Here is a 14,387-nt window from a genome sequence, read left to right on the forward strand (position 1 = left end):
CGCCTACCAGCTCCGCATCTCGTCGCGGCTCGGCGGGCGGCCCCCGGGGGTGAGCCCGTCGATCACCCCGGGCAGCACGGCGGCGAGCTGGGTCAGGAGGGTGTCGCGCTCGAGGCCGGTCTCGCGGCTCAGCGTCTCGACCGTGTCGGGGCCGAGCGCCTGGGCGAGCTGCTGGGGCGCGATCCCGCGATTCTGCCCGGGGCCGATCCAGGACTCGATCACCTCGCCGAGCCCGCCGCGGCGGAAGCGGTCGATCAGCTGGTCGAGCCCGGCCGGGCCGGCATTGTCCGGGATCTCGCGGTCGAGGCCGGAATACTGGTCGGCGCGCTGGTCGAAGGGGTTGGGCACGCTGCCGCCCGCCTGCGGGCCCGGGCCGCCCGGCCCGTCGAGCATGCCGGAGAAGTCGGAGAAGGGGTTGTTCGGATCGGCGGCGGGGCCGGGGCGCGGCGCGAAGCCCTCGTCGCCGCGCGGGCGCGGCGCCGGGCGGGCGCCGCCGCCGAGGATGTCGCCGAAGCCGCCCTGCAGCGCCCGCGAGGCGAGCAGCATCAGCAGCGCCTTGACGAGGGGCGACATGGCCGAGGCGCCGCCCCCCGCCCGGCCCTGGCCCCCGAGCACGTTGCCGAGCACCGAACCGATCACCTGATCGAGCAGACCCATCACGCTCCTCCCGCGCCCCGCGGACTCTTCCGGTGCGTTAACCCAGCCGGAGGGGCGCGGTTGCGTCGCGGCGCGGTCAGGCGGTGCTGCCGGCGTCGATCGTCATCACCGTGCCGGTGATGTTGCGCCCGCTCTCGCCCATCAGGAAGGCGACGGCGTTCGCCACGTCCTGCGCCTCGGCGAGACGGCGCAGGGCGGCGCGGCCGGCGATCTTGCGGCGCTCCGCCTCGCCGAGGCCCGCGGTCATCTCGGTGTCGATGAAACCCGGCGCCACCGCGTTCACCGTGATGCCGAGCGGGCCGACCTCCCGGGCGAGGGAGCGCGTGAAGCCGATCATCGACGCCTTGGTGGCGGCGTAGACCGAGAGCGCGTTGTAGCCCGTCGAGGCGATGATCGAGCTGACATTGACGACGCGCCCGGCCCCCTCGGCCATCATGGCGCGCACCGCGTGCTTGGTGAGCACGATCGGCGCGAGCGTGTTGAGCCGCACCAGCGCCTCGATGTCGGCGAGCGGCATCATCGCCAGGAGCCCCTCGGTGCCGAGACCGGCATTGTTGACGAGGCCGTAGAGCGGCCCGTGCGCCTCGCGCAGGCGCCGCACCAGGTCGGGCAGGGCCCCGATCTCCGCGAGGTCGGCGGCCGCGAAGTGGAGCTCGCCCGGCCCGGCCGCGCGCATCGCCGCCTCGAGCGCCTCGCTCGGGCGGCGGGCCACCGCCGCGACCCGGAAGCCGGCGCCGGCGAGGGTGACGGCGATCGCGAGGCCGAGGCCCCGGCTCGCCCCGGTGACGAGGACGTTACGCATGGCGGCTCTCCGGCGGCGTCTCGGCAAGGGGCGTCTCGGCAAGGGGAGCCTGGGCAAGCGGGGCCTGGGCGCCCGCACCGCGTCCCCGGGCGAGCTTGCCGGCCCCGGTCACCGGCAGCGCCTCGGCGACGCGCAGGACGGCCGGGACCTTGTGGGCGGGCAGGGCCGCCCGGCAGGCGGCCAGGATCTCGGCCTTGACCGCCTCGACGGAGGCCTCCCCGGGATCGAGCACCAGGGTGGCGGTGACGAGCGCCCCCGTGATCGGGTTGCGGCGGCCCTCGACCAGGGACATCCGCACCCGCGGATGCCGGTTGATCACCGCCTCGACCTCCTCCGGGTGCACCTTGAGGCCCCCGACATTGATGATGCCGCCGCGCCGCCCGACGAAGGCGCAGCGCCCGTCGCGGATCTCGATCATGTCGCCGGTATCGACGAAGCCCTCCGCGTCGAGCAGGATCGGCGCGCCCTCGCCGAGGTAGCGGCGGGCCGTGCGGCCGGAGCGGATCCGCAGGGCGCCCTCGACCACGCGCAGCTCCACGCCGCCCGCGCGGGGGCCGAGGAAGCTCTCGGGGAAACCCTCGCGCCCGTCCGTCACCTCGAACCCCACCCCCGCCTCGGTGGAGGCGTAGGCGTGGCCGATCGAGGCCTGCGGGAAGGCGGCGCGCAGGGCGTCGAGCACCGCCTGGTCGGCGATCTCGCCGGAGAGCCGGACGTAGGAGGGGCGGAAGGCGCCGAGCCCCGCGCTCATCAGCGCCCGGCGCCAGTGCGAGGGCGTGCCCGAGACGTGGCTCGCCCCGTGGCGCCCGAGGCGCGCGAGGAACTCCGCCACCGGCTCGTCCTTGGCCGAGAGGACCAGCGAGGCGCCGCCGAGGACCGCGCGCAGGAAGATCTGGAGCCCGCCGTAGCGGCGGATGTCGTAGAAGGTCGACCAGACCGGCGCCGGCTCCCCGGGGGGACGCGGGCGGATCGCGCCGGCGAGCCCCTCCAGGTCGTGCACCACCATCTTGGGCACGCCCGTGGTGCCGGAGGTGAGGAGCACCCATTCGGTGGCGAGCCGGGGCGCGGCCGGGGCCGCGGCGGGGCGGGGCGCGCCGATCGCGTGGACCGGGCGGCCGCCGACATCCGGCCGCGCCGCGGGCGCGAGGTCCGTTACCACGGCCTCGATCCCGGCGCGGTCCAGCAGGGTCGGCAGGTGGGCGGGGTCGAGGTCGGGCGGGGCGAGGAGGAGCCGGCGGGCGAGCCCGTCGAGGTCGATCAGCGCCAGGGCGGCCGCGAACTGGTCCGCGGTCGCGACCAGCACGGCGCGCCCGGCGAGCCCGTCGCGGGCCGGTCCCAGCGCGCTCGCGCGGGTGAGCGCCGCGAAGTCGATCGCGGCCTCGCGCCCGAGGAGGCGGCCGCCGGTCTCGCCGGCACCCGCCAGCGCCTCGCGCAGGGAGCCCGGGTCAGGCCGCGGCATCGACGGCGGCGCCCTCGTAGAGCGCGATGAACTCGCCGACCGTCACCGGGAAGGTGATCTCGTCCGACATCGTGAATGGATCGACGTTCAGTTCGCCCTCCAGCCGCGCCACCAGGATCGCGAAGCACAGCGAATCCAGCCCGGTCTCGACCAGAGCCGTGTTGTCCGACAGTGGAGCCAGCTTGCGCTGCTGCTCTTCGGCGATCTTCTTCATTTGATCGAGAATCGTTAACCTTACGGACATGCGGGCGTATCTCCTGTTCTCTTCATCCGCTATACCAGCCGCCGTGAAAGCCCAGCAAGGTTTTCGCCTCCGTAGGGTGAACGGAATGGTTACAGATGTCCGCGGCCCGGTGCGCCGGCGGCAGATCACGGAAGCGGACCTCGACGCCGTGGCCGGGCTGCTGAGCCGCGGCTTCCGGTTCCGGCCGAAGAGCTACTGGCGGCTCGGCCTCGCCCGGCAGGCGGCGCGGCCGGTGCCGGAGGGCTATCCGCGCTTCGGCTACCTGCTGGAGGCCGGGGGGCGGCCGGTCGCGGTGCTGCTGACGATCTTCTCCGAAGCGGTGCGGGACGGGCGCCGGGTCGTGCGCTGCAACCTGTCGAGCTGGTCGTCCGAGCCCGCCTTCGCGGGCCACGCCGCGCTGCTCGTCGGCGCGGTCCTGCGCGACCCCACCGTCACCTACCTCAATCTCTCGCCGGCCCCGCACACCCAGCCGATCATCGAGCGGCAGGGCTTCCAGCCGTTCGGCCGCGGGCTGTTCCTCAGCCTGCCCTGGCTCGCCGACCCGCACGAGCGCGTGCGCATCCACCGGGTGGGCGAGCGGGCGCCGGAATGCCTGGCGGACCTGCCCGAGCGCGACCTGCTGGAGGCCCATGCCGGCTACGGCTGCACCTGCCTGGTGGCGGAGGCGCAGGACGGGCTGCACCCCTTCGTCTTCGCCCCCCGGCGCATCCTCAAGCGGCTGGTGCCGACGCGCCACCTGATCTACTGCCGCGACCTCGCCGAGTTCGCGCGCTTCGCCGGGCCGCTCGGGCGCCACCTCCTCGGGCGCGGCCATCCGACCGTGCTGATCGACGCCGACGGGCCGCTGCCGGGCCTCGTCGGCCTGTCGCTCGCCCGGCAGCAGACCCGGTACTTCCGCGGCCCGAACCCGCCCCGGCCGGGGGAGATCCCCTACACGGAGGGCGCGATCTTCGGCCCCTGACGAGGCCTTCGGCCCTGACCGGGCCGGGATCCGCCCGCCCGCGCCGCCGCACGGGCCCCGCCCGGGCGCCGGGCGCCCACACGACGCAACCGCATGGAGCCGCACGATGGACGAGGCGAGGCCGGGGCGCACAGCCGCCCGGGTGCTGGTGGATCAGCTGGTGGCGAACGGGGTGCGCCACGTCTTCACGGTGCCGGGCGAGAGCTTCCTGCCCGTCCTCGACGCGCTGCGGGATTCCGGCATCGCGGTGACGACCTGCCGCCAGGAGGGGGCGGCCGCCATGATGGCGGAGGCCCACGGCAAGGCGACCGGGATGCCCGGGATCTGCTTCGTCACCCGCGGCCCGGGCGCCACCAACGCCTCGGCGGGCCTGCACGTCGCGCAGCAGGACTCGACCCCGATGATCCTGTTCGTCGGCCAGATCGAGCGGCGCTTCCGCGAGCGCGAGGCGTTCCAGGAGCTCGATTACCGGGCGGTGTTCGGCCCGATGGCGAAGTGGGCGACCGAGATCGACGACCCCGACCGGGTGCCGGAATTCGTGGCCCGCGCCTTCGCGACGGCGACGGCCGGGCGGCCCGGCCCGGTCGTGGTGGCGCTGCCCAAGGACATGCTGACCGAGGCGACGGCGGCCCCGCTCGCGCCGCCCTTCCGGCCGGTCGAGGCGGCGCCGGGGGAGGAGGACGTGGCGCGGCTCGCCGACCTCGTCGCCTCGGCGGAGCGGCCGCTCCTGCTGCTCGGGGGCAGCCGCTGGAGCGAGGGCGCCTGCGCGGCCATCGCCCGCTTCGCCGAGGCCTTCGACCTGCCGGTCGCCACCAGCTACCGGCGCAGCCCCCTGTTCGACGCGCTGCATCCGAACTACGCGGGCGATCTCGGCCTCGCCCCCAACCCGAAGCTGGTGGCGCGCGCCAGGGCCGCCGACCTGCTCGTGCTGCTCGGCGGGCGCCTCGGCGAGATCCCCTCGCAGGGCTACAGCCTGCTCGACGTGCCCGGGCCGCGGACCCGCCTCGTCCACATCCATGCCGGCCCGGAGGAGCTGGGCCGCGTCTACCAGCCCTTCCTCGCCATCAACGCCTCGCCCGCGCGCACCGCCGCCGCCCTGGCGCGGCTGCCGGCCCCGGCCCGCATCCCGTGGCGGGAGGAGACCCGGGCCGCCCACGCGGAGTTCCTCGCCTGGGGCGAGCGGGCGACGCCGCAGCCGGGCGGGGTCAATCTCGGCGAGGTGATCATCCACCTGCGCGAGGTGCTGCCGCGCGACGCGGTCCTGTGCAACGGCGCGGGCAATTACGCGGCCTGGATCCACCGCTTCTACCGGTTCCGCGGCCTCGCCTCCCACATCGCCCCGACCTCGGCCTCGATGGGCTACGGCGTGCCGGCCGCGGTGGCGATGAAGCGCCTGTGGCCGCAGCGCACCGTGGTGTCGATCAACGGCGACGGCGATTTCCTGATGAACGGCCAGGAATTCGCGACCGCCGTGCAGTACCGGCTGCCGCTCGTGGTGATCGTGGCCGACAATGCCAGCTACGGCACGATCCGGATGCATCAGGAGCGCGAATTCCCCGACCGCGTCGTCGCCACCGACCTCGTCAACCCGGATTTCGCCGCCTATGCGCGGGCCTTCGGCGGGCTCGGCTGGACGGTCGAGCGCACCGAGGACTTCCCGGCGGCGTTCCGGGAGGCGAGCGCCTGCGGCCGGCCCGCGATCATCCACCTCAAGATCGCCACCGACGCGATCACGCCCGGCCAGACCCTGACCCAGATCCGCGACCGGGCGGTGGCGGGGCGCGCGGCCTGACGGGAGGGCGGCGCCGGCTTGACAGGCCGGCGGCCCAGCCGGCAGGTGCGGTCTCCCGTCCCCAGGACGCCCGCCTGCCTCCACCCGCCCGCCTCCACCCGCCCGCGAGCATGCCCGCCGCGCCCCGTTTCCTGCCCGTCTCGGTGAGCTATGCCGGCGGCGCCGCGGCCGGCGCCCGCCCGGACGAGCACGTCGTGGCGGCCAACAACCGCTTCGCCCGGGCGGTGCTCGCCTTCTCCGACCTCCGGCCCGAGACCTGGGTGGAATTCGCCTTCCTGCTCGCCTGGGACGAGGCCGAGACCGCCGGCGCCAGCCTCGACTTCGCGCTCGTCGGGGTGGATTTCCTGGCGGAGGACAGGTCGAGCCTCGACTTCGAGCACGTGCCGGGCCTGTCGCGCACGCTCCTCGATCCGCAGAGCGCCTGGATCGCCGGGCCGGCCTACCTCGATGCCGGGGAGGGCACCCGCGCCGCGATGGTGCGCCTCGGCTTCCTGGTGCCCGATCCCGCCCGCCACGCCACGGTGAGCGTGCGCTCCTGGCGCAACGCCGCCCCCTTCGGCGTGATCCGGCCGGAGCTGCGCCAGGGCGGGCCGGCCCGCATCCCGCGGCGGCGGCGGCGCCTGGGCCTCGAACCGGACTGGCTCGACCTCGCCCTGGTGCCGGGCCGGCCGCTCGTGCTGCGCGGGCAGATCCACGCCGCGCGGACCGGCCGGGAAGGGGCGCTGGCGCGGGTCGCCTACAGGAACGCGGCCGGAGAGGCGATCCCGCCGCCCTATCCGGACACGGTCTCGACGCCCGATTTCGGGGCCGGCATCAACCTGCCGGCCCACCGGCAGGCCCGGCGCTTCACCCTCGACCTGACCCCGCCGCCGAAGGCCGCCGCCGTGCGGGTCGGCTTCGCCACCTGGGAGGCGGGGGCCGAGGTGGAACTGACCGGCCCGGTCGAGATCGGGCTGGAGGACGGGCTGCGCCTGGAGGCCCTGTGCGGCGACGAGGTCATCGACGCCGGCACCTTCCTCGACCGGGTCGACGCGGCGCTGGGCCTGCGCGGCTCGCCCGCCCCCGCCGAGGGGGTGCCGCTCCTCCTCGACCGGCTGCGCCGGCTGCAATCCGGGCCCGCCGGGCCGGGCGAGGCCGGCCCGGACGCGGCGCCGGACCCGGCCGGGACCGCGCTCCGCCTCGGCCGGGCCCCCGCCTGGGACCTGCCGCCCGGGCCGAGCTGGAGCGAGGACCCGTTCCAGTCGCCCGCGTGGCGGCTCGAGTACCAATCCCTCGGCTGGCTCCTGCCCCTCGCCGCGGCGGATGCCGCAAGGGCGACCGAGATCGCCCTGTCGTGGTCGCGGGCCAATCCCTGGGGCAATCCGGCCGACGGGCTCAGCCTGCATCCGGCGGCGCTCGCCGCCCGGGCCGAGGTGTTCGTGGCCCTGCTCGCGCCGTTCAGCATCGGCTCGATGCGGGTCGAGCCCCTGCGCACCCTGGCGGGCGAGGCGGTGCGGCACGGCTTCGCCCTCGCGGAGATCATCGGCCAGAACGCCGTGGCGCGCACGCTGCACCATGTCCAGGCCGCCGTGGCGCTGCGGGCGGTCGCCCTCGCCCTGCCGCGCCTGCCGCTCTCGCCGTTCTGGCTCTCGCTCGCCCGGCACGCCCTGGAGGAGGGGTTCGCGGCGCTCAGCGCCCCGGACGGCACCTTCACGGACCCGTCCCTGCACCAGCGGCTGGAACTGGCGAGCCTCGGGCGGCTGCTGGCCGAGGCGCTCGGCGAGGAGGCGCCCGGGCCGGCGATCGGCCGGCGGGTGGGGCCCGCCCTGCGCATGCTCGCGGGGCTCCTCGATCCGGGCGGGCGGCTGCCGCCCTTCGGCGACGCGCCGCACGGCATCGACCACCGGGCCTGGATCGGGCGCCTCCTCGGCCCCGGCGAGCGGGCGACGGCCGCGCGCGGCAGCCTCGTGCCGGCCCGGGGCGGGCCGGGCCTGATCGCCGCGCGGGCGGAGGGGCCGGGGGCGAGCCGGGCGCACCTCGCCTGCGCCTTCGGCGAGCAGCGCCACGCCCACGGCCACGCGGATTGCACCTCCTTCGTCTTCGCGGCGGAGGGGGTGCGCTGGATCGTCGAGGCCGGCGGCTCGGGCCAGGTCGAGAGCGGGCTGGTGCGCCACTACCTGACCTCGGCGCGCGCCCACAACGTGGCCTGGCCGGACGGCCGCGAGCCCGGCGCGGGCACCGGCTGGCTCGCCGAGGTGGAACGCCTCGACGGGGCCACCGCCTACGCGATCGGCACCAGCGTGCACGGGCCGGATTACCGCCACCGCCGGGTGATCGTGACCCTCGACGACCTGACCGCGCTGGCGGTGTTCGACCGCTTCGAGACCGAGGAGCGGCCGCTCTCGGTCGAGGGGCTCCTGCACTTCCCGCCCGACGTGCTGGTGGCGCTCGCCGGGCCGCGCCTCGTGCTGGCGAGCCGCGAGGCGCAGCGCCTGCGGGTCGTGCCGCGCCTCGTGGACGGCAAGCGCGGCGGCCTCGCCCTGGTCAGCGGCCGCAGCGACCGCCCGGGCGGCCTGCAGGGCTACCTCTCGCTCAAGCCCGGCGTGCTGCACCCGTCGAGCACGCTGCGCTACGTCTTCCACGGGCAGGGCGCGGTCTGCGGCGGGGTCGCCATCGCGCTCGACGAGGGGCGCGAGAGGGCGCTGGCGGGGCGGCTGACCCTCGCCGCGGTGAAGCGGCTGCTCGGGGAGGCGTGAACCGGCCCGGGTCGGGTCTCGCGGATCCGGGCTTCGCTCAGGCGCCGCGCGGGCGCGTGATCCGGGATCCGCTGCGATCAACCGGATCCCGGATCAGCCCGCGTCACGAGCGCAGGTCCTTGCGCGGCACGAAGTTGAAGTCCTCCACCAGCACGTCCTTGACCACCTCGGCGCCCAGCCGCTCGTTGACCTTGGCGCGGATCTCGTCGAGGCGCTTGCTGATGTTGTACTTGGCCATCCTGCGGAAATCGAGACTCGGATCGCCGTAGATCTGGCGGAAGGCCTCGTCGATGACGAAGGAATTGGGCGGCACCGCGACCGTGTGCATCAGCTTGGCATCCGCGGTGAAGACCAGGACCGTGACGATGTAGCCCTGGAGCGCGCCGTCCGCGATGACCGGCACGTTGATGGCGCGCAGCTTCTGGTACTGGAGCCCTTCGAGGTAGGGCTCGGTCTTCTGCGCGAACAGGCCGGCGCCCCAGGTGACGACGCCGTAGCACGAGAGCAGGGTGACGACGCAGATCCAGATGCCCGTGACGACGATGCGCATGCCCGGCGCCTCAGCGGTGGTCGGGGCCGTAGGTGCCGTCGGAGTCCGCCGCGCGCAGGGCGCCGGCGATCACCTCGGACACCTCCTCCACCGCCCGCAGGTTCAGGGCGACGACCTCCTGGTTGCGGGCGAGCTTGTCGCGCAGGCGGGTCAGGCAGGCGGCGAGGTCGGGATCCGCCGGCTCGTCCCGGTGGCGGGCGAGGCGGGTGAGTTCGAGCAGGCTCTGGCTCTTGCGCCGGTTGACCTCGTCCTGGTCGATCGGCCGGCGCGTCAGCAGCGCCTCCGTCTCCTCGTCGATCGTGGCTTCGAGCCGGGTCAGGGATGCGATCAGCATGGGGCGCCTCGCGGTCAGAGTTGGGACTTCTTGGTCTCGCCGGTCTGGACCGGGTGGGCGTTGGCGAGCAGCCGGGCGATGCCGAGGCCGCCGGCCTTGGCGATCTGGCCGCCGATCTGCTCGGCGAGCATCGACTTCCAGTAGCCGCCCGCCATGCCCTTGCCGTAGACGGAACTTGCCTTCGACGGCAGCATCGTCTCGACGAAGTGCTGCAGCACGAAGGACTCGAACTGCCGGTAGGGGCCGGCCGCCTTCTTGGCCGAGAGCGCGGTGTCGGACTTGGCCGCGGTGAGCGCGCCCTGCGCGTCGAGGGGCATGTGCGTCGAGAGGCCGGCCGAGGCCATCGCGTCCGCGAAGGCGGAGGGGTCCACCGCCCCGCCGGCGGTGCCGAGCTTGGCGGCGGCCTCCTGCAGGCGGGTCGGGTCGGCGGCCCGCGCGACGTCGAGCACGATGTCGGAGGGAGGCTTGATGCTCATGGCGACTGCCGGGGATCCTGCCGTTGCGGGAGAGGATGCGCGAGCGATAGCCCCGCTGGCTTACGGGAGGCTTGCGTCGCCGCGGGAGACCGTCCCTTGAGCGACAGTCCCTTGGGCGACCAGCCCCTCGATGCGCTCGGCGAGGTCGCGCCGCTCCGCCTCGCGCCGGGCCTCGGCGTCGAGCCGGGCGACCTGGCGCTCGCTGCGCTTCTGCGCCAGCGCGCGCTCGCGCAGGGTCTCCTGCTCGGCTCCGGCGCGCGCGGCGAGGGCGGCCTTCTCGCCCGCCAGCGCCTTCACGCGGCGCGCGGCGGCTTCGAGGAAGAGGCCCGCGGCGGCGTCCTGGCCGAGGGCGGCGAGGAGGGCGGCCTCGGAGGCGCCGACCGCCTCGGTCCGGCGCCGGGTCTCGGCGAGGTCCCGCTCGGCGGCGCGCCGCATCTGCTCCTGCAGGGCCATCAGGCGCTTGGCGCGGGCGAGGCGGTCGGGCGCGCGCACGCCTCAGCCCTGCCGCAGCCAGATCGCGTAGGAGCCGAGGAACTGCATCAGCACCTCCCCGGAGATCAGGTAGAGCATCAGGATTCCTCCCACCATCACGAAGGGCGTGGCGATGAAGTAGACCGGGATCGTCGGCGTCAGCTTGTTGGCGAAGCCGACGGCGAGGTTCACCACGATCGAGTAGACGATGAAGGGCGAGGTGATGCGCAGGCCGAGCACGAACACGCTGGTGATCTGATCGACGATCTGCACCAGCGCCGCCTGGGAGCCGAGCCCCTCGCCGGGCGGCAGGCGGGCGTAGGAGTCGACGAGGCCGCGGAACAGCTCCCAGTGCAGGCCGGCGGAGAAGAGCAGGGCCGTCGCCGCCACCATCACCAGGGAGACGAGGGCGCCCTGGGGCTCGTTGCCCTCCATCGGCGTGCCCGGGATGGTCCCGAACCCCACCGCCATGGTCACGGCGGTCATCACGGTCTCCAGCACGAACAGGAAGACCCGGCCCAGGAGCCCGATCAGGAAGCCCGTCAGGCTCTCCGAGAGGATCCACAGGAAGGTGACGGCCGGCTCCTGCGCGCCGAGCCGGCCCCTGAACAGGGGCAGGATCAGGGGGCTGAGCGCGAAGGTGACCGAGAGCGCGAGGAACAGGCGCACCTGGACGGGGATGCGGGCGCTGGAGACGCCGGGGACCACCAGGAGGCAGCCGCCGATGCGGCAGAACATCAGGAAGATCCCGAGGAAGAGGTCGGGCCCGGGCAGGAAGGGGCCCGGCCCGCTCACGAGATCGTCCCGAGGGAGCGGATCTCGACCCCGCGGGCGATCTCCAGGTGCGACAGGACGGGCAGGGTCGGGAAGAGCCGCTCGATGATCATGCGCACGTAGGGCCGGGCATCCGGGGCGGTGACCAGGGCGAAGACGTGCGCCTCCTTCTGCCGCGCCCGGATCGCCTCGGAGGCCTCGGTGCCGAACTGCTCGACGAGGCGCGGGTCGATGTCGAACTCGATCACCTCGCCCTTGGCGTCGCGCTTGAGGCTCTGGTGGAAGGACAGGTCCCAGCGGCTGCCCAGGCGCAGCACCGCCAGCACCCCGTCCTCGGCGAGGTCGCCGCAGATCTGCTGGGCGATGCGCATCCGCACGTGCTCGGCGATCTGCTCGGAGCGGCGCGCGTGGGGGGAGATTTCGGCGATCGCCTCCAGGATCAGGTGCAGGTTGCGGATCGACACGCGCTCCGCCAGCAGCAGCTTCAGCACCGCCTGCAGCCCCGAATAGGAGATCTGGGAGGGGCAGATCTCCTCCAGGAGCCGCTTGTACTCGGGGTCGAGCCGGTCGAGGAGGTTGCGCATGTCCTTGTAGGAGAGGAGATGCGGCAGGTTGTTGCGGATCACCTCGGACAGGTGGGTCAGCAGCACCGAGGTGCCGTCCACCGGCTCGAAGCCGCCGCGGCGCACCTCGGCCGCGTAGGCGTCGAGCACCCAGATCGCCCTCATGCCGAAGGCGGGCTCGCGCACCTCCTCGCCGGGCACGTCGGGCCGCGGCCCGTCGCCCACCACCACGAGCGACTCGCCGGGGCGGATCTCCTGGCTCGCCGAGAGGGTGCCGTGGATGCGGATCTGGTAGGTCTTGGGCGGCAGCGAGGGGCTGTCGGTCAGCTTGATGTCGGGAACCACGAACCCGTACTGCAGCGCGAACTTGCGGCGCATCTTCGAGACCCGGTGGCCGAGCTCGATCCGGGCGGTGTTGGCCTGGGCCGAGAGGTGGCGGCCGAGGCAGAGCTCGATCTCGGGGGTTTTCAAGGATTCCTTGACCGAATCCTTGGCGGCCGCGGCCTTGCGCTCCTCCTCGAGGGCGCGCTGCGCGGCCTCCGCGGCCTTCTTCTCGGCGAGGCGGCGCGGGATCGCGTAGGCGACGAAGCCCATCAGGGCGGCGAGGGCCATGAAGGGGACGAAGGGCAGGCCCGGGACCAGGGCGAACAGGCCCATCAGGGCGGCCGCGACGGTGAGCGCGCGCGGATAGGCGCCGAGCTGGCCGAGCACCGCCTGCTCGGCGGTGCCCCGGGTGCCGCCCTTGGAGACGAGCAGGCCCGCGGCGAGCGAGACGATCAGGGCCGGGATCTGCGAGACGAGGCCGTCGCCGACCGAGAGCTTGGTGAAGACGTCGGCCGCGGTGGCGAGCGGCATGCCGTGGCGGGTCGTGCCGATGATGATGCCGCCGAAGATGTTGACCGCGATGGTGATCAGGCTCGCCACCGCCTCGCCGCGGACGAATTTGGAGGCGCCGTCCATCGAGCCGAAGAAGGCGCTCTCCTCCTCCAGCTCGCGGCGGCGGCGCTGCGCCTCCTTGTCGTCGATGAGCCCGGCATTGAGGTCGGCGTCGATCGCCATCTGCTTGCCGGGGATGGCGTCGAGGGTGAAGCGGGCGCCGACCTCGGCGATGCGGGTCGCGCCCTTGGTGATGACCAGGAAGTTGACCGTGATCAGGATCGCGAAGACCACGATCCCGATCACGAAGTCGCCGCTCATCACGAATTGCGAGAAGCCCTGGATGACGTGGCCGGCGGCGTTCACGCCGGACTGGCCGTTGGCCAGGATCAGCCGGGTCGTGGCGATGCCGAGCGCGAGGCGCAGCAGCGTCGCGATGAGCAGGACGGTCGGGAAGGCGGAGAATTCGAGCGGCTTCTGGATCCAGAGCGCCACCATCAGGATCAGGACCGAGAGCGCGATCGAGAAGGCGAGGCCGACATCGATCAGGACCGCCGGGATCGGCAGGAAGAGGACGGCCAGGATGGCGACGATGCCGGCCGCGAAGCCGAAATCCCGCTGCGTCCTGCGCTCCAGCCCGATTGCCTCGACCAACGCCATCGCGGCTCCCCGCTCTCCGGTGACGCCGGTCCTTGTCGGCGCGGAAGCTTGCGCGAGGGTGGCGGGGCCTCGCCGGCGGTGCGGGCGGGGGCGAGGCCCGCACCCCGGATCGGCCCGGGGGTGCGGACCCGGCCTGGGCGGCGGGTCGTCCCGGGACGGGCGGCGCCGCGTCCGGTGCGATCGTCGGCTGCCGGGAGGGCCGGGGAATCGTCCGGCGCGGACGGGCAGGCGGGGCGGCGGCCCCGCGCCGTGACCTTCGCTCCGCGGTCGGATCAGCGCGTCGCGGCATCCAGTTGGGCAAAGGCCTCGTCGACCGAATACGCCCGAGTCTCGGCTTTCGGAGGTTGCAGTTCTCCGGACTTTGTCTTCTTGTACAAATCAGACTCTCTAAATTCAGCTACGAATTTAAAAAGCTTCTCATGAATTTGCAGTGTCTCAATCCAATCAGATTTTTTCTCCTTCGGCACATCAGGGCTGTTTCTCACATAATCGAAGGCCTCATCGAATGTATCGAAAGAGCCAAGATCCGCAATGGTGATCATCTTCGTCGCATAGATGACCTTGCCGTCGCTGAGCGCAGCGGCCATCGCGAGGCCCGCTGCCGCGGACGCGGCCTGTCTCGTCGCGTAACTCGGCTTGTTGGATATACCGGTCGCGGTCTTGATGAGATCGTCGGCCGGCGATGAGGGAGAACTTGCTGCGGCTCCGGTCCCGCGCAGCAAAGCGAGCACCGGAGTTTTGCTGGTGAGAGAAACGGTCGTCATGGCATGAACACCTGTTTGGCCGCGGGTGAGGTCTTGCGGAGCACGCGCGTTGGGCTCGCCCATGGCTGCGAGGAAAGCCCCTGTTACGCTCGGGCAAGATGATTAAGATTATGTCAATCTGCATACTTCTGCCCAGTACAAATCTCCTCGTTCCACCGAGAGATCCGATCTTTGTGCTGAATTCAAATATATTTCCAGTATACTATCATTTCTGTACGACATTCTTAGCGCCGAAATTCAACGATGCTTGCATTTTTGATACTCAGCAAGCC

The 14,387-nt window shown here is 73.1% G+C and carries 14 protein-coding genes; 3 read left to right on the forward strand and 11 right to left on the reverse strand.

Features of this window, described 5'->3' with window-relative positions:
- Nucleotides 1-3 precede the first annotated feature (3 nt).
- The 4 genes from MET2598_RS0129320 to MET2598_RS0129335 form a co-directional block, all read right to left on the reverse strand.
- Nucleotides 4-657, reverse strand: a complete 654-nt coding sequence (locus tag MET2598_RS0129320; protein ID WP_012336160.1) for a YidB family protein — start codon at nucleotides 655-657, stop codon at nucleotides 4-6.
- A 76-nt stretch (nucleotides 658-733) separates the two neighbouring features.
- The gene (locus tag MET2598_RS0129325) at nucleotides 734-1,459 is read right to left on the reverse strand and encodes an SDR family NAD(P)-dependent oxidoreductase (protein WP_018263270.1); all 726 of its coding nucleotides are present in this window, start codon (nucleotides 1,457-1,459) and stop codon (nucleotides 734-736) included.
- Complete coding sequence (locus MET2598_RS0129330) at nucleotides 1,452-2,915, reverse strand: ANL family adenylate-forming protein (RefSeq protein WP_018263271.1); 1,464 nt, start codon at nucleotides 2,913-2,915, stop codon at nucleotides 1,452-1,454. The genes MET2598_RS0129325 and MET2598_RS0129330 overlap by 8 nt, the downstream gene beginning before the upstream one ends.
- Complete coding sequence (locus tag MET2598_RS0129335) at nucleotides 2,902-3,159, reverse strand: phosphopantetheine-binding protein (protein ID WP_012336157.1); 258 nt, start codon at nucleotides 3,157-3,159, stop codon at nucleotides 2,902-2,904. The genes MET2598_RS0129330 and MET2598_RS0129335 overlap by 14 nt, the downstream gene beginning before the upstream one ends.
- Nucleotides 3,160-3,244: 85 nt before the next feature.
- Between MET2598_RS0129335 and MET2598_RS0129340 the strand changes: the two genes are divergently transcribed.
- From MET2598_RS0129340 to MET2598_RS0129350, 3 genes are all read left to right on the forward strand, one after another.
- Complete coding sequence (locus MET2598_RS0129340) at nucleotides 3,245-4,120, forward strand: hypothetical protein (protein WP_026191001.1); 876 nt, start codon at nucleotides 3,245-3,247, stop codon at nucleotides 4,118-4,120.
- Nucleotides 4,121-4,226: 106 nt separating this feature from the next.
- Entirely contained in the window at nucleotides 4,227-5,912 is a 1,686-nt protein-coding gene (locus MET2598_RS0129345; RefSeq protein WP_018263274.1) for a thiamine pyrophosphate-binding protein, read from the forward strand.
- A gap of 110 nt (nucleotides 5,913-6,022) precedes the next feature.
- Nucleotides 6,023-8,647: a heparinase II/III domain-containing protein gene (locus MET2598_RS0129350; RefSeq protein ID WP_018263275.1), complete on the forward strand. Its 2,625-nt coding sequence runs from the start codon at nucleotides 6,023-6,025 to the stop codon at nucleotides 8,645-8,647.
- 103 nt (nucleotides 8,648-8,750) lie between these two features.
- Here the strand turns inward: MET2598_RS0129350 and MET2598_RS0129355 are convergent, their stop codons facing one another.
- The 7 genes from MET2598_RS0129355 to MET2598_RS41625 all read right to left on the reverse strand — a co-directional run bounded on the left by MET2598_RS0129355 (nucleotide 8,751) and on the right by MET2598_RS41625 (nucleotide 14,178).
- Nucleotides 8,751-9,197: a hypothetical protein gene (locus tag MET2598_RS0129355; RefSeq protein ID WP_018263276.1), complete on the reverse strand. Its 447-nt coding sequence runs from the start codon at nucleotides 9,195-9,197 to the stop codon at nucleotides 8,751-8,753.
- Nucleotides 9,198-9,207: 10 nt separating this feature from the next.
- Nucleotides 9,208-9,531, reverse strand: a complete 324-nt coding sequence (locus MET2598_RS0129360) for a flagellar protein FlgN (RefSeq protein WP_012336152.1) — start codon at nucleotides 9,529-9,531, stop codon at nucleotides 9,208-9,210.
- Between the two features lie 14 nt (nucleotides 9,532-9,545).
- Nucleotides 9,546-10,007 (reverse strand): rod-binding protein, encoded by a 462-nt coding sequence (locus MET2598_RS0129365; RefSeq protein ID WP_012336151.1) that lies wholly within the window; start codon nucleotides 10,005-10,007, stop codon nucleotides 9,546-9,548.
- 60 nt (nucleotides 10,008-10,067) lie between these two features.
- On the reverse strand, nucleotides 10,068-10,499 hold the full coding sequence (locus MET2598_RS0129370; RefSeq protein ID WP_018263277.1) for a hypothetical protein: 432 nt from the start codon (nucleotides 10,497-10,499) through the stop codon (nucleotides 10,068-10,070).
- 3 nt (nucleotides 10,500-10,502) lie between these two features.
- Nucleotides 10,503-11,273 carry a flagellar biosynthesis protein FliR gene (fliR, locus tag MET2598_RS0129375; RefSeq protein WP_018263278.1) on the reverse strand — a complete coding sequence of 257 codons (771 nt, stop codon included), beginning with the start codon at nucleotides 11,271-11,273 and terminating at the stop codon, nucleotides 10,503-10,505.
- Nucleotides 11,270-13,351 (reverse strand): flagellar biosynthesis protein FlhA, encoded by a 2,082-nt coding sequence (flhA, locus tag MET2598_RS0129380; protein WP_018263279.1) that lies wholly within the window; start codon nucleotides 13,349-13,351, stop codon nucleotides 11,270-11,272. The genes fliR and flhA overlap by 4 nt, the downstream gene beginning before the upstream one ends.
- Nucleotides 13,352-13,623: 272 nt before the next feature.
- Nucleotides 13,624-14,178 carry a hypothetical protein gene (locus MET2598_RS41625; RefSeq protein ID WP_157182278.1) on the reverse strand — a complete coding sequence of 185 codons (555 nt, stop codon included), beginning with the start codon at nucleotides 14,176-14,178 and terminating at the stop codon, nucleotides 13,624-13,626.
- Between the last annotated feature and the right edge of the window lie 209 nt (nucleotides 14,179-14,387).

The organism is Methylobacterium sp. WSM2598, assembly GCF_000379105.1.
Taxonomy (GTDB): domain Bacteria; phylum Pseudomonadota; class Alphaproteobacteria; order Rhizobiales; family Beijerinckiaceae; genus Methylobacterium.

What these genes read in the sequence shown, in the direction of transcription:
- MET2598_RS0129345 (WP_018263274.1), top strand. Translation starts at nt 4,227, where the DNA reads ATGGACGAGGCGAGGCCGGGGCGCACAGCCGCCCGGGTGCTGGTGGAT.
- MET2598_RS0129325 (WP_018263270.1), bottom strand. Translation starts at nt 1,459, where the DNA reads ATGCGTAACGTCCTCGTCACCGGGGCGAGCCGGGGCCTCGGCCTCGCG.
- MET2598_RS0129330 (WP_018263271.1), bottom strand. Translation starts at nt 2,915, where the DNA reads ATGCCGCGGCCTGACCCGGGCTCCCTGCGCGAGGCGCTGGCGGGTGCC.
- MET2598_RS41625 (WP_157182278.1), bottom strand. Translation starts at nt 14,178, where the DNA reads ATGGGCGAGCCCAACGCGCGTGCTCCGCAAGACCTCACCCGCGGCCAA.
- MET2598_RS0129340 (WP_026191001.1), top strand. Translation starts at nt 3,245, where the DNA reads ATGGTTACAGATGTCCGCGGCCCGGTGCGCCGGCGGCAGATCACGGAA.
- MET2598_RS0129335 (WP_012336157.1), bottom strand. Translation starts at nt 3,159, where the DNA reads ATGTCCGTAAGGTTAACGATTCTCGATCAAATGAAGAAGATCGCCGAA.
- MET2598_RS0129355 (WP_018263276.1), bottom strand. Translation starts at nt 9,197, where the DNA reads ATGCGCATCGTCGTCACGGGCATCTGGATCTGCGTCGTCACCCTGCTC.
- MET2598_RS0129350 (WP_018263275.1), top strand. Translation starts at nt 6,023, where the DNA reads ATGCCCGCCGCGCCCCGTTTCCTGCCCGTCTCGGTGAGCTATGCCGGC.
- MET2598_RS0129365 (WP_012336151.1), bottom strand. Translation starts at nt 10,007, where the DNA reads ATGAGCATCAAGCCTCCCTCCGACATCGTGCTCGACGTCGCGCGGGCC.
- flhA (WP_018263279.1), bottom strand. Translation starts at nt 13,351, where the DNA reads ATGGCGTTGGTCGAGGCAATCGGGCTGGAGCGCAGGACGCAGCGGGAT.
- MET2598_RS0129360 (WP_012336152.1), bottom strand. Translation starts at nt 9,531, where the DNA reads ATGCTGATCGCATCCCTGACCCGGCTCGAAGCCACGATCGACGAGGAG.
- MET2598_RS0129320 (WP_012336160.1), bottom strand. Translation starts at nt 657, where the DNA reads ATGGGTCTGCTCGATCAGGTGATCGGTTCGGTGCTCGGCAACGTGCTC.